Raw genomic sequence first — 22,579 nt, 5'->3', positions numbered from 1 at the left:
GAAGCCGGAGAACAGAAATGAAGACGTGTTTGGTGGTCGATGATTCCAGCGTGGTGCGCAAGATCGCGCGCCGGATCCTGGAAGGTCTGGAGTTCGAGGTCACCGAGGCCGAAGACGGCTCGAAGGCGCTCGAGATCTGCCAGCGGCAGCTGCCCGACGCGGTGCTGCTCGACTGGAACATGCCGGTCATGGACGGCTTCGAGTTCATGGGCCACATGCGCCGCCTGCCAGGCGGCGACCAGCCGAAAGTGGTGTTCTGCACCACTGAGAACAACGTGGCTCATATCGCTCAGGCGCTCAGCGGCGGTGCCAACGAGTACATCATGAAGCCCTTCGACAAAGACATCATCGCCGACAAGTTCGCTGAAGTTGGTTTGATCCCGGTCGGACAAGTCATGGTCTGAGTGTGTCAGGCCCAAAGCGCTTGGGCCAGAGTGTTCCAGTACAGCTTTCGAGAGGCCATCCGTGACCCCGACCGAGTATGAGTACCTGCGTAAGTTCCTGAAGGATAATTCCGGTCTCGACCTGTCCGCAGACAAGCAATATCTGATCGAAAGCCGCCTATTGCCGCTGGCTCGCAAGGCCGGGCTCTCCGGCATCGCCGAACTCGTGCAGAAGCTGCAAGGCGGCTCGCGCCAGCTGATCACCGACGTGGTCGAGGCCATGACCACCAACGAGACCTTCTTCTTCCGCGACAAGGTCCCGTTCGATCATTTCCGCGACCACATCATGCCGGAGGTCATCAAGGCGCGTGCGGCCAAGCGCAGCGTGCGCATCTGGTGTGCCGCGGGCTCGACCGGGCAGGAGCCCTATTCGCTGGCGATGTGCCTGAAGGAGATGGGCGCAGCCCTCACCGGCTGGCGCGTCGAGATCATCGCGACCGACCTGTCGCAAGAGGTGCTGGAGAAGGCCAAGGCCGGCGTCTACAGCCAGTTCGAGGTGCAGCGCGGCCTGCCGATCCAGATGCTGGTGAAATATTTCAGGCAGACCGGCGAGACCTGGCAGATCAATCCCGAGTTGCGGGCGATGATCCAGCACCGCCAGCTCAACCTGCTGCACGATTTCGCCCAGCTCGGCACCTTCGACGTCATCTTCTGCCGCAACGTGCTGATCTATTTCGATCAGGACACCAAGATCAATATCTTCAACCGCCTGGCGCGCCAGATCGAGCCCGACGGCTTCCTGGTGCTCGGCGCCGCCGAGACCGTGGTTGGACTGACCGACACGTTCCGGCCGATTCCGGAGCGGCGCGGCCTCTACAAGCCGAATGATCCGCGCGCGGCCGCGGCCAAGCCGGTTCTCGCCGGTGCGGCGCCGCGCATGGCGGCGATGGCGGGACGATAATCATGGCCGAGGATGGCAAGGGCGCGGAGCGTGTGACCTTCAGCCGTGGCTATGATGTCTGCATCATGGCCATCGACGGCACCTGGCGGCGCGACTGCAAGCTCAACGCGATCTCCGACACCGACGCGGTTCTCACGGTGGAGGGCTCGATCCAGGGCTTGAACCTGAAGGAGTTCTTCCTGCTGCTGTCGTCCACGGGTCTCGCCTATCGTCGCTGCGAGCTGGTCCGTGTCAACGGCGCCGAAATGGACATCCAGTTCCTGCGCGGCAAGAACCGGAAGAAGCGCGGTGCGGCCGGTGGCCACGACGCCGCGGCCTGATCTCGCCGCCGCCGTCGCTGCGCTTTCCCGCACTTTGCTTCACATTTGCTGAACGTTTCCGAGTCAATTGCTCGCGGCAGCTTTACGCGGCTTCAGCGCGAGCCGTGTATCCATTGACGCTCTCAATCCCAGGATACGGCAATGCCCAGAAGTTCTCTTTCCCCGATCTCGTCAAACCTGCCCGACGGCGCCGAGCGGCGTGCACTTCAGCTCCTGGTGGTCGATGACGACGCCACGCAGCGCCGCCTGATCACGGTCGCGGCCAAGCAGGCGGGCCACGAGGTCACTGTGGCGCCATCGGTGGCGGACGCGATCGAGAAGCTGCGCGCCGCGCGCTTCGACTGCGTGACGCTCGATCTCGTGCTGGAGGACGGCGACGGCGTCGACGTGCTGCGCGAGATGGCGAGCGCGAAGTTTGCAGGCTCCGTGATCGTCATCAGCGGCATGGACGGCAAGCGCCGCAGTGCCGCCCGCAGCTTCGCCCGTTCGGTCGGCATCGAGCTCCAGAGCCTGCCGAAGCCGCTGGATCTCGCGGCGCTGCGCATCAGCCTCGCCAATCTCGGCAAGACCGCGATGGGCCTGCCGGCGATTCACACCTGGGGTGGTGTCGCCACCGACGCGATCGTGGAACGGCACCGCGCCTGAGCTTGCGGAGCCGCCATACGGTCAGACGCGGCTTCCGGCCGCGTTGCCGGATTCCGATAGACATTGCAGGGCGTGGCCGAGGCCCGCCCGGCAGACATTGAGGGCCGCGCTCGCGCTGGCGTAGCGGGGCGTGACGTCGTCGAGCAAGACGACATCTGCGGAACCTTCCGGATCGCTGCCGTGTTCTTGATCCATGGCTGCGGCGATCCGGCGCATGCTGGTCTCGATCTGTGCGATCAGTAAACGAAGGTCCGCCGCAATCAGCTCACGGCTCTCGACTTCGGACGTTGCGACAGGAGGCGGCGTGTCGGCCAAATTTAGCATGGATATTCTCCGTCCAATGCAATTAGGCGCCATGCCGCTACTTGTGCGTTAAGTCCATGTCCCGTACAAATACGGGTGGGCCGAATCCGCGCCGAGCGCCATAACGAATGGCGCGGACGCGAGTCCTTCATGCCAACCGGATGTGGCACATGGCCGAACAAAGCTCTCGCGGTGAAATCTTCGTGGTCGATGACGACCCTGCCGTTCGCGACACCTTGTCGATGGTGTTGAAGGCGGCGGGCTATGAAGTGATCTGTTTTGCGGACGGTGCAGCGCTGCTCTCCGTCGCGCGAAACCGCACGCCGGCTGCAATCCTGCTCGACGTGAATATTCCCGGGAAGTCGGGTCTCGACATCCTGAAGGAGCTGCACGGCGAGGATTATCCTGCGCCGATCTTCATGATCTCCGGGCAGGGCGACATCGCGATGGCGGTGGGCGCGATCAAGAGCGGCGCGCTCGACTTCATCGAGAAGCCGTTCCGCGGCAGCGAGATCGTCGGCCGTCTCGACGAGGCGATCGGTGCCTATGCACGCAGGCAGGCGGAGAACGCGTCGCCGAAATTCGGCTCGCTGCATTTCCCCGGCCGCGAGCCGCTGACGCGCAGGGAGCGCGAGGTGTTGGAGCAGTTCGCCTCCGGCGCCTCCAACAAGGAGGCTGGCCGCACGCTCGGCATCAGTCCGCGCACCATCGAGGACCACCGTGCCAACATCATGAAGAAGCTCGGCGCGCGCAATGCCGCCGACCTGATCCGCATCGTGATGACCGCAGCCCAGCGCGCGTCGTAACATGGTCTCGTGCCACGGCTCAGCAGCGCATCATGCAATGATGCGTTGCTGAGCCGGGTCCATCTCTCCTCACCGACGGTTTCGTAGCCCGGATGGAGCGCAAGCGTAATCCGGGATTTCGCGCGCCGCACGATTGTTCCCGGATTGCGCTGCGCTCCATCCGGGCTACGGGCCTTCACCCGCTCAATGCCTTGCGGATGATCCGCGCCAGATCCGATTTGCGATAGGGCTTGGCCAGCAACACCACGCCGGAATCCAGCCGGCCGTGATGGATGATCGCGTTCTCGGTATAGCCTGACGTGTAGACCACCTTGAGATCCGGGCGCGTCTTCATCAGCTCGTCCGCGAGCTGCCGTCCGTTCATCTTGCCGGGCATGATGACGTCGGTGAACAGAAGGTCGAACGGCTTGCCGGCCGCGACGATCGCGAGCGCCTCCGCGGCGTTCGCGGCCTGCAACGTGACGTAACCCAGCGAATGCAACTGCGCCAGGACGTAGTCGCGCACCAGCCGGTCGTCCTCGACCACCAGGATCGTCTCGTGTCCGCCCTCGATCGTCGCCGGTGTCACGCCCTCGCCGACCGCCGTCGGCGTCTTGCCGGGCGGCAGATACATCTTGATCGTGGTGCCGTGGCCCTCCTCGCTGTAGATCTTGATGTGACCTGCGGACTGCTTGATGAAGCCGTAGACCATCGAAAGCCCGAGTCCGGTGCCCTTGCCGGGCCCCTTCGAGGTGAAGAAGGGATCGAACACCCGGGGCAGCATGTTCGCAGGGATTCCGGTGCCGGTGTCGCTCACGGCGATCAGCACGTAGTGCCCCGGCGGCACGTCGTTGGCGCTGGCATAGACCTCGTCGAGATAGGCGGCGCCGGTCTCCACGATCAGCTTGCCGCCGCCGGGCATGGCGTCGCGCGCATTGAGCGCGAGGTTGAGGATCGCGGTGGTGAGCTGGTTGGGATCGACGATGGCAACGCAATTCTCGTCCTCGAACACCGATTCGATCTGGATCTGCTCGCCGAGCGTCGGACGCAATAACTTTGCGGTGTCGACGATCAGCGAGTTGATGTCGATCTCGCGCGGCTGGAGCGGCTGCTTGCGCGCGAAGGCGAGCAGGTGCTGGGTCAGGTCGGCGCCGCGCGCGGCGGCCTCGTCGATCATCTTGGTGATCGCCGCGAGCTGCGGCTCCTTGGCGACCGCCTCCGCGAGAATTTCGATCGTCCCGGTGATGACGGTGAGAATGTTGTTGAAGTCATGCGCCACGCCGCCGGTCAGCTGGCCGACGGCCTCCATCTTCTCGGCATGGCGGATGCGCTCATCGGCGGCGATCTTGTCGGTGAGGTCGCGGTAGAAGACGTTGAACAGCAGGCCCTCGCGCCGCTTCAGCGCGGTGACGCTCAACTCGGCCTTGAATTCCTTGCCGTCGCGCCGGCAGCACATCAGCTCGCGGCGGCGGTTCAGCGTCCGGCCACCCTCGTCTTCGAGGAAGCGTTTCAGGCCGGCTCGGACCCGGCCACGTTCGCTCTCGGCGACAATGAGGTCGATCGTGCTCTTGCCGAGCACCTCGTCGCGGCGCCAGCCGAACAGCTGTTCCGCCTGCGAGTTCCAGTTCAGGATGCTTCCGGTCTCGTCGGTCTGGACGAAGGCGTCGAGCGAGGTCTCGACGATGTTGCGGGCGAGCCGCTCGCTCTCGAGCAGCGATTCCTGCGCGAGCCGCGCTTCCGTCATGTCGCGCCCGACGAAGAAGAAGCGCTTGGCGCGCTCGGACCAACTGCCGAGCCAGGACAGCCAGACCTCGTGCCCGTTCTTGTGGTAGCAGCGGGTGTCGGCCAGCCTGACGCGCTCGCCGTGTCGCATCGCCCGCATCTCGGCACGGGACTGCTCCAGGTGATCGGGATGGATGAAGTCGGCGCCGCTGCGGCCGATCATCTCGTCCGGCCGATAGCCGAGAATGGTCTCGCTGCTCGGGCTGATCTGCGCGACATGACCCCGCGCGTCCATGATCATGATCAGATCCTGCGACGTCTCGAAGATCTGACGCCGCTCCTCGAGTTGGTGCTGCAGCGCCCGCTCGGCGCGCCGCGCCTCGGTCAGGCTGCGCGCGCTTCCGGACGCGCCGATGGTCTCGCCCGACGGTCCCTTGATCGGCGACAGGCCGAGCGAAATCTCGACCGGCGTGCCGTCCTTGCGCAGGCGGACCGTCTCGAAGCGTTCGATCGGCTCGCCCCGCGCGATCCGCCGCAGATAGTCCTTGCCCTGTTCGCGGCGGTCGGACGGGACGATGATCGAGGTGGGCTTGCCGATCGCCTCCTCCGCCGTATAGCCGTAAAGGCGTTCGGCGGCCGGATTCCAGCCGGTGATGATGGCATCGAGCGTCTGCATGACGATCGCATCGTCGGACGATTCCACCGCGGCACTGAACAGGTTCTCGCGCGCCGCGTGATGGCTCCGCGCGGCCTCGGTGCGGCGATGCTCCTCGATCTCGCGTTCGAGCGCGGCCGTTTTCGCGCGCATCTCCTCCACCATCCGCGCAAAGGCCCGGGCCAGCACGCCGGTCTCGCCGCTAGCATCGACGGGGATCTCCGCGGGACGTCCGCTGCCGATGGCCTGCACCGCCTCCGTCAGACGCCCGATCGGGCGGGTCAACGAGCGCGCCAGCAGCACCGCGAGCGCAGCCGCGGCGAGAACAGCCAGCACGCCGACGAGCAGGGACGTTTTTTGAATGGCGGCCGGCACGCGGCCGAACACGGACGGGGGAACAGTCGCGACGATGGCGACCCATTCCCTGCCCGCAAGCGATAACGGCACGAATGCCGCGCCGCTCGTCCGGCCCGCCTCGTCGGTTGTGACCCGCGTGGCCACGTCCGACGTGCCGGCCAGTTCTGACAAGAACGGAAGGTCTTTGCGCCAATCGGTCGGATGGCCCCGCGATGACCCGAACTCCCGCGTCCGGTCGGGATGGACGAGATAGTCGCCGCGCGCATTCACGACGTAGATCTCTCCGCCCGAGGTTGTCGCCGCGCGGACCCGCTCGAGTGCCGGGCGCATGTCGATATTGGCCACGATGATGCCGAACGGCTTGTCGTCGGCCGTGAACAGCGGCATCGCCACGCGCAAAGTCGGCGCGTGAGGCGCCGTCGTTCCCCCCTGACGGGTCGCGAGCTCGATGGGAGACACATAGATCTCGCCGGGCCCGAGCCGTATGGTTTCCTGGAAGTAGGCGCGGCCACTCTTGCGCTCCAATTCGCTGTCCGGAGCGATCCGGGCTGCTCCGTTGGGACCCGAACGATCGACGTGGACCAGCTCGCGCTGGTCGTCGTCGACGCCAATGATCCTGAACTGCCCGTAGATGGGCTTGGCGTCGATCTCGGCCGCGAGCCGCGCCGCGATACGCTCGCGCCAGGTCTGCTCCGAAACGCCGTCCGCCGGATCGATCCCGCCGCCGGCATGAGCGCGGATCAGGCCGTTGATTGCCGCTGCGGCGCGATAGCCGACCAGATCGCCGCGTACGCCGGCAACGTAGGATTCAAGATTGGTTGCAAGCAGGCGGGATTGGGCTTCGACCCGCTCCAGCACCCGCGGAATGACGGCCTGTGTGGTGTTGCGATAGCCCAACCATCCGACTGCGGCCACGGTGACCGCAACCAGCAGGATCATCGCGAGGGCCAGCCGCGTGGCCAGCGTCGTTGCTGCTCGCATGGGGAGTTTCGCCGGACCTGCCGCAGCGCTGCGCCATTTTTGGCTTGCAGCAGAGGCGTTCTTGTCATCGGCGGCCGGAGCGGACATCGGACCCCTCTGGCGCGTCGGCCTTCAGGCAATCTGCGACCACGGCAAGCAGTGCATCGGGCCGGAACGGCTTTTGCAGGCTGGCCACGGCGCCGAGCTTGGTCGCCATCTTCAGGAAGTCCGGCTCCGCATAGGCATCCGGCGTGATCGAACGGCCGGAGATGACGACGATCGGAACGGCTGGGGCCAGCATCCGAATGTGACGCATCGTCTCCAGTCCGTCCATACCGGGCATGAAGATGTCGAGAAACAGCAGGTCGAACCGGCTGGCCTCGAACAGCGCCAGCCCCTTGCGGCCATCCTCGGCGACCGTCACGTGATGACCAGCCCGTTCCAGCAGCAGCCGGATGGTGAACTGGACGGCCGGATCGTCATCCACGATCAGGATGTTGGCCACGCCTAAAATCCTCCGGCCGCATTGGGCGTTCCAGCGGCCCCAAATCAAAGCAACAAATGCGAAATTGTTGCGCGGATTCTGGCCGCGCTGCAAGCACCTCGCGTTTGCCGCGAATGCCTTCCTGGCGTGGCGACAGACGAGGCGCTGTGGCCGGTACGCACGCTTGCGTGCATATGCGATCCGGTCCGAACGCAATAAGTCGTTTCAAAGACAGGAGATATTCTTCTCGCCGTAGTTGTACAGAACCCGATCTTCACCGCGAATTAAAGAGGGCGAACTACTATCTCCGCGAGTTCCATCTCGGTACCTCGCGTATTTCAATTTCGGCATTCCTTTACCCGACGAAGCCGGTTCCCCCAACGGCCACCAGCTCGAGATCTCTCATGTTCAAATCGATCGCGAACACCGGAATTCGCACCCGGCTGCTCGGCGGCTTCGCGTTGATCTGCGGCCTGCTCGCAGCGACCGTCATCTACACCGTCGCCGCCGTGTCGGACATTTCGTCGCGGATCAGGACAGTCGTGGATCAACGCGCGCCGGTCGCGATCGCGAGCACGGAGCTCGTCGGCAATCTCTATTCCACGCTTTCGACGCTGCGCGGCTATCTGCTGACTGGCGATGCGCAGGGCAAGCGCGACCGGGCCGCGGTCTGGGCCGAGCTGGATCGCACGGCCGCTGCAGTCGACCGCATGGCAGAGGGCTTTTCCAGCCCCCAGAACAAGACCAATTGGAGCGAGGCTAGAACGTTGATGGCGGAATTCCGCAAGGCCCAGGACAAGGCCGAAGCGGCCGCCTTCACGCCTTCGGCCTATCCGGCGAGCGAATTGCTGGCGAAGGAAGCCGCGCCGCTGATCTCGGCCATGTTCGCCGAGATCACCGGCATGATCGACGAGGAAGAGGCGCTGGAGGCGACGCCGCCGCGCAAGCGCCTGCTCAAGACGTTTGCCGATGTGCGTGGCAATCTTGCCGCCGCGGGATCTCAATTGCGCCTGTACGTTGCCTCGGGCGAGGCGGCCGATCGTGACAAGTTCGAAAAGCCGCTGGCGACCTTCAGGGCCGCGCTTGCGTCGGTCGGTACCCAGACCGATCTGCTCACCGCACGGCAGGCGACCGCTTATCGGGCCATCGTCAAGGCGAACGAGGCGTTCATACCGCTGCCGCAGAAGATCTTCGCCATCCGCCAGACGCCGCAATGGAATATGCCGGTCTTCATCCTGTCGACCGAGGCCGCGCCGCGCGCCGCCCGGATCCTCGACCTGCTCGACGGTCGCAAGGATACCGATGGCAAGCGCTCGGGCGGTCTCAAGAGTGATCAACAATCGAAGCTCGCCGACGACGCCCGCAGTGTGGCCGACGCAGTCGAGAGATTGCTCCTGCTGCAATGGATCCTGCTCGCCGCAGCGCTTGCGCTCGGGGCAACGATTGCGATCCTGGTTGCGCGCTCCATCACCCGTCCGATCATCGAGTTGGTGGGCGATTCCGCGCGCCTGTCCGGCGGCGACACCAGCGTCGAATTCAGGACGGCCGAGCGCGGCGACGAGATCGGCGTGGTGTCGCAGGCGGTAGCCAAATTCCGCGACAATGTGATTGCCCAGCAACGGGCGGCGGCGTCTCTCGCGCGCGAGGCGGAGGCACGCGAAGCGGCCAACCGCAACATGGAGGGGGCGGTCGAGGAATTTCGCGCGACCTCGCGCGACCTGCTCGCGCTGGTCGGCGAGAATGCGGGCACCATGCGGCAGACCGCAGAGAGCCTCAGCGGCATCGCCAATCATGCGACGAGCCAGGCCGCGTCCGCAGCGACCACCTCCGAACAGACCGCGGGCAACGTCCAGACCGTCGCCGCGGCGGCCGAGCAGCTCGCGGGCTCCATCGTCGAGATCGGCCGCCAGATCGAGCTGTCAAACACGACCGTGCGCTCCGCGGGCGAGGTGACCGCGCGTTCGGAGAGTGAGATCGAAGGGCTCGCGCACGCCGCACAGAGCATCAGCTCGGTGGTCGACCTGATCCAGGCGATCGCGGCCCAGACCAACCTCCTGGCGCTCAACGCCACCATCGAGGCCGCGCGCGCCGGCGAGGCCGGTCGCGGCTTTGCCGTGGTGGCGTCCGAGGTCAAGGCGCTGGCCGAACAGACCCGCAAGGCGACGCAGGAGATCGCGCAGCACATTGTCGCGATCCAGAACGCGACCGGCAGCGCAGTTGCCTCCGTCAAGGAGGTCGCAACCGCCATGCGCCGGATCGACGAGGTGACCGCGGCGATCGCAAGCGCCGTGGAAGAGCAGGGGGCCGCCACGCGCGAGATCTCGCAGAACGTTCAGATGGCGGCGTCGGGGACACAGACGTTGGCGACCAGCATCGGCACCGTTTCCGGCGCCATCGCGAAAACCAATCGCTCGGCCGACGAGGTGATGGGTGCCGCGAACCACGTCGCGGGGGCGGCCGAACGCCTCGCCGCCGAGGTCCAGGCCTTCTTCGTCAGGCTGCGCACCGGTCCGATCGACCGCCGCAAGAGCGGCGATGCCGATTACCACGGGCCGGAACGGTGCAGCGGCCGCAACGCGGCCTAAAACGGAATGGCTCCGGCTAATTCGATCGTCGCGGGAGCGGCGTAGGCCGCCTTCCGCACCCGGGTGAGGACAGATGTAGCCGGCGCAGCCGGTCGATCTACCCGCTGCGGCTGCACGCCAGCGCCCAAAGCTCCCCTTGCCCTCCTCGGCATACCTGCAGTCTTCACAGGCCTCTTGACCGAGATCATCATCCGGCTCTTTGTCGAGCCCTGATCTTCCGCGTGATCGAGCGGAATACCATCCAGAAATGGGGCCCCATCATGAAGAAGAAAACGCCCGACCAGCTCCGCAGCGCGCGTTGGTTCGCGCCCGACGATCTGCGCTCGTTCGGCCATCGCTCCCGCGCCATGCAGATGGGTTATGCGCCGGAGGAGTGGAAGGACCGCCCGATCATTGCGATCCTCAACACCTGGTCGGACGCGCAGCCCTGTCACATGCACTTCAAGTCGCGCGTCGAGGACGTCAAGCGCGGCATCCTGATGGCGGGGGGCCTGCCGCTGGAGCTGCCGGCGCTGTCGCTCTCGGAATCGCTGCTCAAGCCCACCACCATGCTCTATCGCAACCTGCTGGCGATGGACGCCGAGGAGCTGCTCCGCAGCCATCCCGTCGACGGCGTGGTGCTGATGGGCGGCTGCGACAAGACCACGCCGGCGCTGCTGCTGGGAGCAACCTCGATGAACATTCCGGCGATCTATCTGCCGGCAGGCCCGATGCTGCGCGGCAATTGGAAGGGCAAGACGCTGGGTTCCGGCTCCGACGGCTGGAAATATTGGGACGAGCGCCGCGCCGGAAAGATCTCCGATAAGGACTGGCTCGACATCGAGGCCGGCATCGCCCGCAGCTACGGCACCTGCATGACCATGGGCACCGCCTCGACCATGACCGCCATTGCGGAAGCGATCGGCATGACGCTGCCGGGCGCTTCCTCGATCCCCGCCGCGGACGCCAACCATATCCGCATGGCCAGCGAATGCGGCCGCCGCATCGTCGAGATGGTGTGGGAGGATCTGACGCCGAAGGTGATCCAGACCCGCAAGGCGTTCGAGAATGCCATTGCGGTCGCGATGGCGATGGGCTGCTCCACCAACGCCATCATCCATCTGATCGCGCAGGCCCGCCGCGCCGGCCAGGACATCGGCCTCGACGATTTCGAGACGGCGAGCCGCAAGGTGCCCGTCATCGCCAATGTCCGCCCGAGCGGCGATACCTACCTGATGGAGGACTTCTTCTACGCCGGCGGCCTGCCGGCGTTGATGGGCCAGATCAAGCCGCATCTGCATCTCGACTGCATCACGGTCACAGGCAAGACGGTGGCAGAGAACATCGAGGGGGCCGAGGTCCACAATGCCGACGTGATCCGCGGTATCGACAATCCGATCTACAAGGAGGGCGCGCTCGCCGTGCTGAAGGGCAATCTCGCGCCCGACGGCTGCGTCATAAAACCCTCCGCCTGCGCGCCGCGCTTTCTCAAGCACACCGGCCCCGCGCTGGTGTTCGACGATTATCCCTCGATGAAGAAGGCGGTCGACGATCCCGATCTCGACGTCACCGAGGATCACATCCTGATCCTGCGCAATGCGGGTCCGCAGGGCGGGCCGGGCATGCCGGAATGGGGCATGCTGCCGATCCCGACAAAACTCGTGAAGCAGGGCGTGCGCGACATGGTGCGCATCTCGGATGCGCGCATGAGCGGCACCAGCTACGGCGCCTGCATCCTGCACGTCTCGCCGGAATCCTATATCGGTGGCCCGCTGGCGCTGGTGCAGAACGGCGATAGCATCACGCTCGATGTCGCCGCGCGCACCATCAATCTCGATGTGAGCGAGGCCGAGCTCGCAAAACGCCGCGCCGCCTGGAAGCAGCCCGCGCGGCGCTTCGAGCGCGGCTATGGCTGGATGTTCACCAAGCACATCAAGCAGGCCAATGACGGCTGCGACTTCGACTTCCTGGAGACCGATTTCGGCGCGCCGATCGGCGAGCCGTCCATCTACTAGCACCTGTCATTCCGGGACATCGCGAAGCGATGGGCTATGGTGCGCAATTGCGCACCTGAGAATCCATAACCACGATAGGGAGTATGGATTCCGGGCTCGCGCCAAGTGGCGCGCCCCGGAATGACGAACGAGAGAGAGCACGACATGACCAAACTTTCCGAAGCCACCCGCAACAAACTCAAATCCGTCTCTACCGCCACCGTCGCCACCGCGCTGTTCAAGCGCGGTCTGCGCATCCAGATGATCCAGGATGTCCGTCCCTTGAGCCCGGATCAGCCGGCCATGGTCGGCGAGGCCTTCACGCTGCGCTACATGCCGGCGCGCGAGGACCTCAACACTATCGACGTGTTCAGGGACCGCTCCCATCCGCAGCGCAAGGCGGTCGAGGATTGCCCGCCGGGCGCGGTGCTGGTGATGGACAGCCGCAAGGATGCGCGCGCGGCTTCGGCCGGCGCGATCCTGGTGACGCGGCTGATGAAGCGCGGCGTCGCCGGCGTCGTCACCGACGGCGGCTTTCGCGACTCCGCCGAGATCTCAAGGCTCGGCTTTCCCGCCTTCCACCATCGTCCCTCGGCGCCGACCAATCTGACGCTGCATCAGGCGATCGACATCAACGTGCCCATCGGCTGCGGCGATGCGCCGGTGTTTCCCGGCGACGTCATCCTCGGCGATGCCGACGGGGTCATCGTGATCCCCGCGCATTTGGCAGACGAGATCGCCAACGAAACCTTCGAGATGACCGCGTTCGAGGATTTCGTCACCGAGGAAGTCGGCAAGGGCCGCGGCATCTTCGGTCTCTATCCCGCCACCGATCCGCGGACGCTCACCGATTTCGCGGAATGGCGCAAGAAGAACGGGAGGTAGCGCTCTCGTAGCCTGGATGGAGCGGAGCGTAATCCGGGAACAGTGTTGATCTCTGCGCGAATCCCGGATTGCGCTCCGCTCCATCCGGGCTACGACGTCACGCCTCCGCCATCCCCGCTGCCCACAGCGCGAACGCGTACACGATCGCGACTTCGTCGAGCCGGTCGAAGCGGCCCGAGGCGCCGCCGTGGCCGGCGCCCATGTTGGTGCGGAGCAGGACCGGGCCGCCCCCACGCATGGTGGCGCGCAGGCGCGCGATCCATTTGGCGGGCTCCCAGTAAGTGACCCGGGGATCAGTAAGCCCGCCCATCGCCAGGATCGCCGGATAGTCCTTTGCCGCGACGTTGTCGTAAGGCGAGTACGACAGGATGGTGCGGAAATCCTTCTCGCTCTCGATCGGGTTGCCCCATTCCGGCCATTCCGGCGGCGTCAGCGGCAGCGTGTCGTCGAGCATGGTGTTGAGCACGTCGACGAACGGCACCTCTGCGACGATACCGGCGAACAATTCGCCGGCGCGGTTGGCGACCGCGCCCATCAGCATGCCGCCGGCCGAGCCGCCATGGCCGACGATGCGCTTGGCGCTGGTGTATTTTGCATCGATCAGCGCGCGGGCGCTGGCGGCGAAATCGTCGAACGAATTCGTCTTCTTCTCGCGCTTGCCGTCGAGATACCAGCCCCAGCCCTTGTCGGCGCCGCCGCGGATATGGGCGATGGCATAGACGAAGCCGCGGTCGACCAGCGACAGGCGGTTGGCGCTGAACGAGGCCGGCATGGCCATGCCGTAGGAGCCGTAGCCGTAGAGTAACAGCGGCGCTGCGCCGTCGAGCTTCAGTCCGCGGCGATAGAGGATCGAGACCGGCACCTCGGCGCCGTCATACGATTTCGCCATGATGCGGGTCGTGACGTAGTCGGCCGGGTCATGGCCTGACGGAATCTCCTGCCGCTTGCGCAAGACGCGCGTGCGCTTGACCATGTCGTAATCATAGACTTCCGACGGCGTCGTCATCGACGAATAGGCAAAGCGCAGTGTCGTCGTGTCGAATTCGTAGGAGCCCATCGTATCGAGCGAGTAGGCGGCCTCGTCGAAGGCGATGGCATGCTCCTCGTTTGATGCAAGATCGCGGATCACGACCGACGGCAGCGCATTGGCGCGCTCCAGCCGCACCAGATGGCCGGCATAGAGATCGAGGTCGATGATGTAGATGCCGGGCCGATACGGGATCAGGTCGCGCCAGTTCTTGCGCTCGGGCGCGTGAAGCGGTGCGGTGACGATCTTGAAGTCGACGGCATCGTCGGCATTGGTGAGGATGAAAAGTTCGTCGCCGCGGTCGGCGAGCGAATATTGCACGCCCTCCTCGCGCGTAGCGACCAGGCGCGGCGGCGCCTCGGGATTGGCGAGATCGATCAGCCGCTGCTCGCTAGTCTCGTGATCGCCGCCGGCGATGACGCAGAAGCGGCCGCTGGTGCTTTCATGCAGGTGGGTGAACCAGCCGGCATCCTGCTCCTCATAGACCAGCGTGTCGTCGGCTTGCTTGGTGCCGAGCTTGTGCCGCCAAACCTGCATCGGGCGGTGATTGTCGTCGAGCTTCACATAGAAGAAGCTCTTGCAGTCCGCAGACCAGACCACGCCGCCGTCGGTCTCCTCGACGAGATCGTCGAGGTCTTTTCCCGTCGTCCAGTCGCGGACACGGATCGAAAAATATTCCGAGCCCTTGGTGTCGGCGCTCCAGGCCTGCAGCTTGTGATCGTAGGAGTGGCGGCTGCCGCCGAACTTGAAATATTGGTGGTCCTTGGCGAGCGCGTCGCCATCGAGCACGATCTGGCCGTCGCCGCCGTCGCGCGGCATGCGGCCGAACAGCTCGTGCTGCCCGCCCTCGCGAAACCTGCGGAAATAGGCGAACGGCCCATCCGGTGACGGGACGCTGGAATCGTCCTCCTTGATCCGCCCGCGCATCTCGCGCACCAGCGTCTTCTGCAGGCCCGAGGTGTGGCCGAGCAGGCTCTCGGTGTAGGCGTTCTCCTCGTCGAGATATTTGCGGATGTCAGGATCGAGCACGGCGGGATCGCGCAGCACCTCCTGCCAGTTCGCGTCCTTCAGCCAGGCATAATCGTCAGTCACGGTAATGTCGTGCCGCGTGAAGGAATGCAGCCGGCGCGGGGCGACGGGGGGCTTCGAAGGCGTCTTGGCTTGGGTCACTCGGTCCTCGTTCAAATACGTGTCGCGGCCTCCTTCACCTCTCCCCGCCTGCGGGGAGAGGTCGGAATTTGCGACAGCAAATTCCGGGTGAGGGGGTACAGGTCTCGCTATGGTCTCATCTGTGGAGAGAGCCCCTCACCCCGACCCTCTCCCCGTGAGAACGGGGAGAGGGAGAAGAAAAAGCGGCTCGCCGTGTTCCACCTTATATCGTTCCGATTCCGCGGATTGCCAGCACGACCGCCCATGCTGCCGGGTTGTTGATCGGCCCCTTGTGTGCTTTGAGGGGCAATATCCCGCCGCCGGTCCAGCCCGATGCTGTTCAATTCCTATGCGTTCATCCTGCTGTTCCTGCCGGTCGTGCTCGCCGGCTATTTCCGGCTCGGCCGGCGCAGCAATCTGGCTCCGGTGGTCTGGCTGGCGCTGGCTTCGATCACCTTCTACGCGATCGGCAGCTGGCAGTTCGTCGCCCTTCTGCTGCTCTCGATCGCCTTCAACTACGGCGTCGGCCATCTTCTCATCGTGGCGGAGCTCACGCACTCGCAACGAAAGGCCGCACTCGCGCTCGGCGTCGTCGGCGATCTTCTCATGCTCGGCATCTTCAAATATGCCGGCTTCGTCGCGGAGAACGTCAACGCGCTGCTCGGCACGGATGTCGCGCTCCACATCCTGCTGCCGGTCGGCATCTCCTTCTACACCTTCACCCAGATCGCGTTTCTGGTCGACGCTTATCGCGGCCAGGTCGCGGCCTATGCGCTGCCGCATTACGCGCTGTTCGTGACGTACTTCCCGCATCTGATCGCGGGGCCCATCCTCCATCACAAGGACATGATCCCGCAATTCGAGCACGAGGAGACCAAGCGCCCGGACGGGCATCTCATGTTGTGCGGAATCATCATCTTCGCGATCGGCCTGTTCAAGAAGACCTGCCTCGCCGACGGCATCCAGCCGCTGGTCGCGCTCGCCTTCGAGGCGCGCTCGCCGAGCTTCGACCAGGCCTGGCTCGGCGCACTCGCCTACACCTTCCAGCTCTATTTCGACTTCTCCGGCTATTCCGACATGGCGATCGGCATCTCGCTGATGTTCGGCATCTTCCTGCCCGTCAATTTCAACTCGCCCTACAAGGCCACCAGCATCGTCGAGTTCTGGCGGCGCTGGCACATGACGCTGTCGCAATTCCTGCGCGACTATCTCTACATCCCGCTCGGCGGCAACCGCCGCGGCCGCGTGCTCCGTTACGTCAATCTGCTGATCACGATGCTGCTCGGCGGTCTCTGGCACGGCGCGGCCTGGACTTTTGTCATTTGGGGCGCGCTGCATGGCGCCTATCTCTGCGTCAATCATGCCTTCAATGCCTTGGTGCCGAACGGTCCGCCGCTGATTGCACGCCCAGCTCGCATCGCCGGCGCCGTGCTGACCTTCCTCGCTGTCGTCATCGCCTGGGTGTTCTTCCGTGCCGAGAGCGTCGCCTGGGCATTGCGGGTGCTCCACGCCATGGCTGCCCCTTCGAACCTCGTGCTCGGCCGCGAGGAGATCGCGGCCCTGGTGCAAGTCGCGATCTATGCGGCGCTGGTGTGGCTGGCGCCGAACACACAAGCGCTGATGGAATACGACCACGGCAACCGCGAGGTCGGCGAGGCCTTGCGGGCAGGGCGCATGCGGCCGCTGGTGCTCTATGCGGCCTCGCTGCTGCTCGCCTTCGGCTTCCTGGGCATCCAGAGCCACAGCGAATTCATCTATTTCCGGTTCTGATGCAGGGCGCGTTCACCCATCTCAGGCGTCTTCTGCTGGCGAGCGCGGCCTGCGTGCTTGGCGCCGCAGCGCTCACCTTCATCGTCGATCCCCTGCAGCTGTTCCGCCCCTCGCGCCTGGTCCCGGCCTTCTACTCGGAGGACACGCGCGTGCAGAATGTCGGGCTGATCAGCAGCCAGCCGTTCGACACCGCCTTCATGGGCACCTCACTCGCAATCCATTTTCGCCAGAGCGACATCGACCGCGCGCTTCGTGTCCGCTCGCTGAAGCTGGCGATGACCGGCTCCAACTCGCGTCAGCAGGCCTTCGTGCTGGAGCAGGCGATCGACCGCGGCGCAAGGCGCGTGATCTGGGAAATGGACGATTTCATCTTCATCGATGCCGCGGACATCGAGACCGACCCTTATTTGTCCGTCGATCTTTATCGCCGAACCGCCAAGGGCATCGCCTCCTATCTGTTCAGCGCGGCGATGGCGAAGGAATCGGTGTTCGCGCTGCTGCGATCCGTCCCGCTGCTGCGGGAGCCGCTGACCCGGGCGTCGCCTTATCTGCCGGTCAAGTTTGCGTTGTCAGACGTCGACGACATCTACGCCCTGCCGCGGGATTTCGACGTCGCGCGAGACTACAACGCCAGAAAGACGCTCGCCGCCTTCACCTACATCACTGATCCCGTGCGCCGTCGCTTCCTCGGCGAAGGCTACAGCTACGAAGCCATGGTCCGGCATTTCGAGCACGACGCCGTCGGCCTGATCGCGCGCCACCCCGACGTGACCTTCGACATCTACCTCCCGCCCTATTCGATCCTGCAATTCGTCGCGATGCGCGATGCCTCGCCCGAAACTCTGAAGATCGTCACCGATCTCACGGCACACATTGCGCGGCGATTGACGCAACTGCCCAACGTCCGCCTGCACGATTTCCGCGCGATCAAGGCCGTCACGCACGATCTTAACAATTACAGCGACGTCATCCACCATTCGCCGGTGATCGATGCGAAGGTGCTGAGATGGCTTGCGAGCGGGGAGCACCGCGTCGACCCGAAAGCGCCGCTCGCGCCGCTGAATGAGCTGAAGGCACAGGTGGAGGCGTATCGGGTGGAGCGCTGATCTTCCCCTCTCCCCTTGCGGGAGAGGGTGGCTCGCCGCATAGCGGCGAGACGGGTGAGGGGTTCTCTCCGCGAGTACTGGCAGTCGGGAATCGCGGATAGAACCCCTCATCCGGCGCTTCGCGCCACCTTCTCCCACAAGGGGAGAAGGAAGAGGCGCGCGCGCGACTTACACCGCCACCTCGTCACCCAGATACGCGACCGCCGCCTCCAGCCCGCCCTTGCCGTGCGGGATCTTCAGCGCGTTCAGCCCGACCTCGATCACGCCGAGCGTGCCGAGCAGCATGGGCGCGTTAACATGGCCCATATGGGCGATGCGGAAGGCTTGGCCGGAGAGATCGCCGATGCCGGTGCCGAGCACGACGCCGCACTTGTCCTTGCAATAGCGTTGCAGCACCGCCGGATCGTGGCCGTTGCTCATCGTCACCGTGGTCACGGTGTTGGAGCGCTCGCTGGCTTCGGCCACGTTGAAGCCGAGCACCTGGCCTTCCGACCAGACCGAGACCGCGCGGCGGGCGGCTTCGCCGAGCAGGCTGTGGCGGCGGAAGGCGTTCTCCAGGCCTTCCTCGTGCAGCATGTCGATCGCCTTGCGCAACGCGAACAGCAGATGCACCGGCGCGGTGCCGGCATATTTGCGATAATTCTCGGTGCCCTCGCGCTCGCTCCAGCTCCAATAGGGCGTCGACATGTTGGCCTTCTTGTGCACCTCGAGCGCGCGCGCATTGGCGGCGACGAAGCCGAGGCCGGGCGGCGTCATCAGCCCCTTCTGCGAGCCGGACATCGCGACGTCGATACCCCATTTGTCCATCTCGAACGGCATGCAGCCGAGCGAGGCGACGGTATCGACCATGTAGAGCGCGGGATGGCCGCTCGCCTTGATCGCCTTGCCGATCGCCTCGATGTCGTTCTGCACGCCGGAGGCCGTGTCGACCTGGACCACGACGACGGCCTTGATGCTGTGCTCCTTGTCGCGGCGCAGGCGTTCCTCGACCTCGTGCGGCCGCACCGCGCGGCGCCAATCGCCCTTGAGCACCTCGACCTCGGCGCCCATCAGCGCCGCCGCGTTGCCCCAGCCGATCGCAAAACGTCCGCTCTCGAGCACCAGCACCTTGTCGCCGCGCGACAGCACGTTGCTCAGCGCCGCTTCCCAGGCGCCGTGACCGTTGGCGATGTAGATGTAGGACTTGCCCTTGGTCGCGAACAGCTTCGAGATGTCGCTGAGCAGGCTCTCGGTGAGATCCAGCATCTCCTGGGAGTAGATGTCGATCGCCGGACGGTGCATCGCCCGCAGCACCTCGTCGGGCATCGTGGTGGGCCCGGGGATGGCCAGAAACTCCCGGCCCGCGCGAACGGTCATTGCTGTCGGTCCTTATTGCCTGAGAACAGGATGGTGGGTCGCTGAATCATGCTTTTACGTGCCGGCGCGTCCCGAGAAAAGCGCGCAAAATGCAGGGCTGGGTTATCGCTTCGTCTCCCGGCAACCGGCCGCTTCGGCCTCCTCGACCGAGCAGAACCAGCGGGTGCCCTTGCTGATCTTCATCCTGATCTGCGTGTACCAGCGGCTGGTCGGCTGGTGAAAGATGCACTCCCCGGAGCTGTTGACGTTGCCCTTGATGGTGCAGTCTGGCGACGGCGCGACCGGCCCCGAGGCCGAAGCGAGCAGCACCGCGTGCGCGCCGTCAGGCGGCTTGGTCGCGCCGAGGATCGCGGTCTTCTTGTTGCGGACGCGCCAGTCCCACGGCGCGATGAAGGCGCCCTGCCACATCCCTGCCTTGGCCTCCCGCGCGGCCTTTTCATCGGCTTCATAGTCGCGGGACATGTGGGCGTAGGCCAGCGCCCAGCCGTTGCGCACCAGCCATTTCTGGATGTCCTCGCCGCCGACCTCGCAGCGCGCCACCGTGCGGCCGCGCCGGTCGACCGATCTCGGGCGGCAGATCCAAGTCTTGCCCTCGGCGTATCTGGCGAGCTCATCGCGGGCCGCGACGCCGCAAGTCCAGCGCTCGGACTTGGTGTTGAGGCAGAGCTGGTCGATTGCAGGCGCGTCGATGCCGCCGAGCCGGATCCGCGTGGTGCCGATCACCACCGCATCGCCAGCGCGGACCTTTGTCGTGCCGGTGATCTCGGCGGCATCCGCCAGCGAAGGGATGGCGAACAAAGACAGCGCAATCAGGACCTTTCGCAACATGCCCGTCCAGTTGTGATGAAAATCTCGATAGACGGCGCAATTGTGGTCGGCTTTTGGCCGCGCGGCCAGCGCATGCCGAACAGATAGGCTTTCAACTTCCTGTCATTTTGCGACGGTCTCGTAGGGTGGGTTAGCCGAAGGCGTAACCCACCACTGTTCGTATCCGCGGAGGTCAGATGGTGGATTACGCTTCGCTTCCACCCTACGAGACCCCTCACCCTCGCGCCATCGCCCGCTTCGCCACCGCCAGCCCCATCAGCACGAACGCCGAGGTCACCTCCGGGCCACCGACCAGGATCCGCGTCGGCGTCTTCATCTTGTTCCATTCATAGGCGCGGAACGGGCCGCGGCGGCCGCCTTCACCGAGCCCGGCGACGATCACGTTCAGCGCCGGTGCGAAGGCGCGCGGGTCGGCGCCGAGATGGCCGAGCGCGATCAGTGCCAGCGCGGCGTCGAACACGTTCATCTCGGCCGCCATCAGCTCGCCCTTGACGTAGGACAGCACGCGGTGGCGGATGAAATCGAAATCGCCGGCGGGATCGATCGCGGCCTGCGCCGCCAGCGGCAGCGCCAGGAAGGCGGCATAGCAGCGGCCGAAATAGGCGCTGTAGAGCTCCGGCAGATAATAGATGTGCGAGCGCGGATTGGCGAAGGCGCCGCTGGCGGCCAGCCGCTTCTGAAAGCCGATGATCCGGTGCAATGTTGCAAGCCGCGACGGCGTCTCCAGCACCTTCCAGCGCTCAAGGTTGCGGAAGCTTACCTCGAGAATGTCGAGATTGAGCGTCGGATCGAGATCGTTGCCGTAAGGGCGCTCGCCCTTGAGATTGTCGATCCAGGTCGCAACCCCGCCCTCATAGTCGATATTGTCGTTGAGCGGCACGGTCACGCGAGGTTCGTTGACGCCGGCGCGCACCTGATAGCCCGCATAGAAGTCCAGGAGCGGCTGGTCGATGATCGCGTCGGTACAGCCGGCCTGCGTCGCCGCGGAGATCGAGCAGGCCGTGGTGTCGCAATCCGGCACGTAGATGCCGAAACCGAGGTCCTGCTTGATCTGCGCGAAGTAACGGGAGAAGCGCGGATGCGGCGCCGGCGCCAGTGCGGTGACGACGTTGAAGCGCGCGCCGCCCAAGCCCTCGACCTCCTCGCGACTGATGTTGACGCAGAAATCGACCATGTCGGCGATCGCGCGCTCCGCCGCGACCTTGTCGGCCGGGGAGGCGAGCCCGGTCTCGACGAAGCCGAGCAGGGCCTCGATGAAGAACGCGTCGTAATAGGCCGAGCGGTGGCGGATCTGCACCGGCTCCCACATCGGCTCGGCAATGCCTTTCCAGGGCGGATTGACCACGGCGCGCGCGGGCGAGCGCGCGATGAAGACGCGGGCGAGGTTGAACAGCAGCGAGGAATTCTTGTAGCCGCGCGCGTTGAGGCCCGTGAGCGCCATGATCAGCTCGCGGCCGCGGACATCAGGATCGCCGATCAGGTTGAAGGCGGCGTAGGTCGGCAGGAAGCCGTTGCGGCGGTACGAGCCGAGCAGATGCTGCGCGCAATCGCGGATCACGCCGTCGATCTCAGCGCTCTGCGGCATGGTGGCGGTGAACGGCACCGGCGGCGGCTTGGGGTGGTCGAGCGCGATGCTGTCGACGAGATCGGCGATCGGCTGCCCGACCGCCGCCCAGTCGGGCTCGGCCTCGTCGCGGGCCTGGGCGAGGGCCGCGCGCAGCCGCGTCAGCATCCCCTCGTCGCGCAGCTCGGGCAGGCCGGCGCGGCGGAGCAGGATCCGCAGCGCGGGATTGCCGAGGGCGGTCCTGTAGAATTTGGCGAGATGCGGATCGCCGCTGGCCGTATCCGACAATACGGGATCGCAGACGTCGTAAAGCGAGGGGCCGTCCTTCCGCGCCGTCAGCGCCCGGCAGGCGGCGCCGGCAAAATAATGAAAGCTCATGAAATACCTGGTCGCGGGGGCCTTGGTCGGGGACATCAGGCACGCTGCCATCTGCGCGCCACCCCCTGCAAGTCGTTGAAAAAGCTACCCGGATTCGCGGGAAAAACAAATGTGATGGAAGTCACGGAAAAGCCGGCACGAAGGCTGCATGATCGCTCTCCGGAAGGCTACGGGGAAGCCGTAAAGGCGGCAATTTGGATCGGAGAATTATCAAGTATATTTAGACGCTTAGTTCAAATTTTGAGCAATCTATTGCCCCAGGGCCTATATCCGGTTAAGGGTTTGTTTGGTGCGGCGCCGCAAATTGCGCGCAATTCGGGGTCACATCCCCGGCCAATCCCTCAAACCTAAAGCCGCTATCGCGCTACTCAAACAGTGTGCGC

General features: G+C 65.1%; 17 protein-coding genes. 10 read left to right on the top strand and 7 right to left on the bottom strand.

The genetic code is table 11. The features are described from left to right. Positions 1–17: 17 nt before the first annotated feature. The 4 genes from I6F31_RS31315 (at position 18) to I6F31_RS31300 (ending at position 2,309) form a co-directional block, all read left to right on the top strand. Positions 18–404 carry a response regulator gene (locus I6F31_RS31315; protein ID WP_036015905.1) on the top strand — a complete coding sequence of 129 codons (387 nt, stop codon included), beginning with the start codon at positions 18–20 and terminating at the stop codon, positions 402–404. A gap of 61 nt (positions 405–465) precedes the next feature. Continuing rightward, entirely contained in the window at positions 466–1,344 is an 879-nt protein-coding gene (locus tag I6F31_RS31310) for a protein-glutamate O-methyltransferase CheR (RefSeq protein WP_036015907.1), read from the top strand. A gap of 2 nt (positions 1,345–1,346) precedes the next feature. Beyond that, on the top strand, positions 1,347–1,664 hold the full coding sequence (locus I6F31_RS31305) for a hypothetical protein (protein ID WP_036015908.1): 318 nt from the start codon (positions 1,347–1,349) through the stop codon (positions 1,662–1,664). A 141-nt stretch (positions 1,665–1,805) separates the two neighbouring features. Continuing rightward, positions 1,806–2,309: a response regulator gene (locus I6F31_RS31300; protein ID WP_036015910.1), complete on the top strand. Its 504-nt coding sequence runs from the start codon at positions 1,806–1,808 to the stop codon at positions 2,307–2,309. Positions 2,310–2,330: 21 nt separating this feature from the next. Here I6F31_RS31300 and I6F31_RS31295 read toward each other — a convergent pair whose 3' ends face one another. Then, the gene (locus I6F31_RS31295; protein ID WP_036015912.1) at positions 2,331–2,633 is read right to left on the bottom strand and encodes a hypothetical protein; all 303 of its coding nucleotides are present in this window, start codon (positions 2,631–2,633) and stop codon (positions 2,331–2,333) included. Positions 2,634–2,782: 149 nt separating this feature from the next. On the opposite strand from I6F31_RS31295, the gene I6F31_RS31290 reads away from it, so the two are divergent. After that, the gene (locus I6F31_RS31290; protein ID WP_026202588.1) at positions 2,783–3,418 is read left to right on the top strand and encodes a response regulator; all 636 of its coding nucleotides are present in this window, start codon (positions 2,783–2,785) and stop codon (positions 3,416–3,418) included. Between the two features lie 175 nt (positions 3,419–3,593). On the opposite strand, the gene I6F31_RS31285 is transcribed toward I6F31_RS31290, so the two are convergent. Together I6F31_RS31285 and I6F31_RS31280 are read right to left on the bottom strand one after the other, a co-directional pair. Next, positions 3,594–7,199, bottom strand: coding sequence for a PAS domain S-box protein (locus tag I6F31_RS31285; protein ID WP_036015913.1), 3,606 nt, complete (start codon positions 7,197–7,199; stop codon positions 3,594–3,596). Further along, complete coding sequence (locus I6F31_RS31280; protein ID WP_036015915.1) at positions 7,177–7,596, bottom strand: response regulator; 420 nt, start codon at positions 7,594–7,596, stop codon at positions 7,177–7,179. The genes I6F31_RS31285 and I6F31_RS31280 overlap by 23 nt, the downstream gene beginning before the upstream one ends. 383 nt (positions 7,597–7,979) lie before the next feature. Between I6F31_RS31280 and I6F31_RS31275 the strand changes: the two genes are divergently transcribed. The 3 genes from I6F31_RS31275 to I6F31_RS31265 all read left to right on the top strand — a co-directional run bounded on the left by I6F31_RS31275 (position 7,980) and on the right by I6F31_RS31265 (position 13,018). Beyond that, the gene (locus tag I6F31_RS31275) at positions 7,980–10,160 is read left to right on the top strand and encodes a methyl-accepting chemotaxis protein (RefSeq protein ID WP_036015916.1); all 2,181 of its coding nucleotides are present in this window, start codon (positions 7,980–7,982) and stop codon (positions 10,158–10,160) included. Positions 10,161–10,420: 260 nt separating this feature from the next. Then, positions 10,421–12,154: an L-arabinonate dehydratase gene (araD, locus tag I6F31_RS31270; RefSeq protein WP_036015945.1), complete on the top strand. Its 1,734-nt coding sequence runs from the start codon at positions 10,421–10,423 to the stop codon at positions 12,152–12,154. Between the two features lie 144 nt (positions 12,155–12,298). Next, complete coding sequence (locus I6F31_RS31265; RefSeq protein WP_036015946.1) at positions 12,299–13,018, top strand: ribonuclease activity regulator RraA; 720 nt, start codon at positions 12,299–12,301, stop codon at positions 13,016–13,018. Between the two features lie 97 nt (positions 13,019–13,115). On the opposite strand, the gene I6F31_RS31260 is transcribed toward I6F31_RS31265, so the two are convergent. Continuing rightward, the gene (locus I6F31_RS31260) at positions 13,116–15,215 is read right to left on the bottom strand and encodes a S9 family peptidase (RefSeq protein WP_036015918.1); all 2,100 of its coding nucleotides are present in this window, start codon (positions 15,213–15,215) and stop codon (positions 13,116–13,118) included. A 312-nt stretch (positions 15,216–15,527) separates the two neighbouring features. On the opposite strand from I6F31_RS31260, the gene I6F31_RS31255 reads away from it, so the two are divergent. Then, positions 15,528–16,964: an MBOAT family protein gene (locus I6F31_RS31255; protein ID WP_036015919.1), complete on the top strand. Its 1,437-nt coding sequence runs from the start codon at positions 15,528–15,530 to the stop codon at positions 16,962–16,964. After that, positions 16,964–18,070 carry a hypothetical protein gene (locus I6F31_RS31250; RefSeq protein WP_225186622.1) on the top strand — a complete coding sequence of 369 codons (1,107 nt, stop codon included), beginning with the start codon at positions 16,964–16,966 and terminating at the stop codon, positions 18,068–18,070. The genes I6F31_RS31255 and I6F31_RS31250 overlap by 1 nt, the downstream gene beginning before the upstream one ends. 168 nt (positions 18,071–18,238) lie before the next feature. On the opposite strand, the gene I6F31_RS31245 is transcribed toward I6F31_RS31250, so the two are convergent. From I6F31_RS31245 to I6F31_RS31235, 3 genes are all read right to left on the bottom strand, one after another. Then, complete coding sequence (locus tag I6F31_RS31245) at positions 18,239–19,426, bottom strand: aminotransferase class V-fold PLP-dependent enzyme (protein WP_225186621.1); 1,188 nt, start codon at positions 19,424–19,426, stop codon at positions 18,239–18,241. Positions 19,427–19,528: 102 nt separating this feature from the next. After that, positions 19,529–20,254, bottom strand: a complete 726-nt coding sequence (locus I6F31_RS31240) for a thermonuclease family protein (protein WP_225186620.1) — start codon at positions 20,252–20,254, stop codon at positions 19,529–19,531. A 214-nt stretch (positions 20,255–20,468) separates the two neighbouring features. Continuing rightward, the gene (locus I6F31_RS31235) at positions 20,469–22,196 is read right to left on the bottom strand and encodes a hypothetical protein (protein WP_036030586.1); all 1,728 of its coding nucleotides are present in this window, start codon (positions 22,194–22,196) and stop codon (positions 20,469–20,471) included. Positions 22,197–22,579 lie beyond the last annotated feature (383 nt).

Origin of the sequence: Bradyrhizobium sp. NBAIM01 (assembly GCF_020194115.1) — a bacterium.
Lineage (GTDB): Bacteria > Pseudomonadota > Alphaproteobacteria > Rhizobiales > Xanthobacteraceae > Bradyrhizobium > Bradyrhizobium yuanmingense.
Note: the sequence above shows the minus strand (reverse complement) of the source record. Positions and strands in the feature narration are given on the sequence as shown.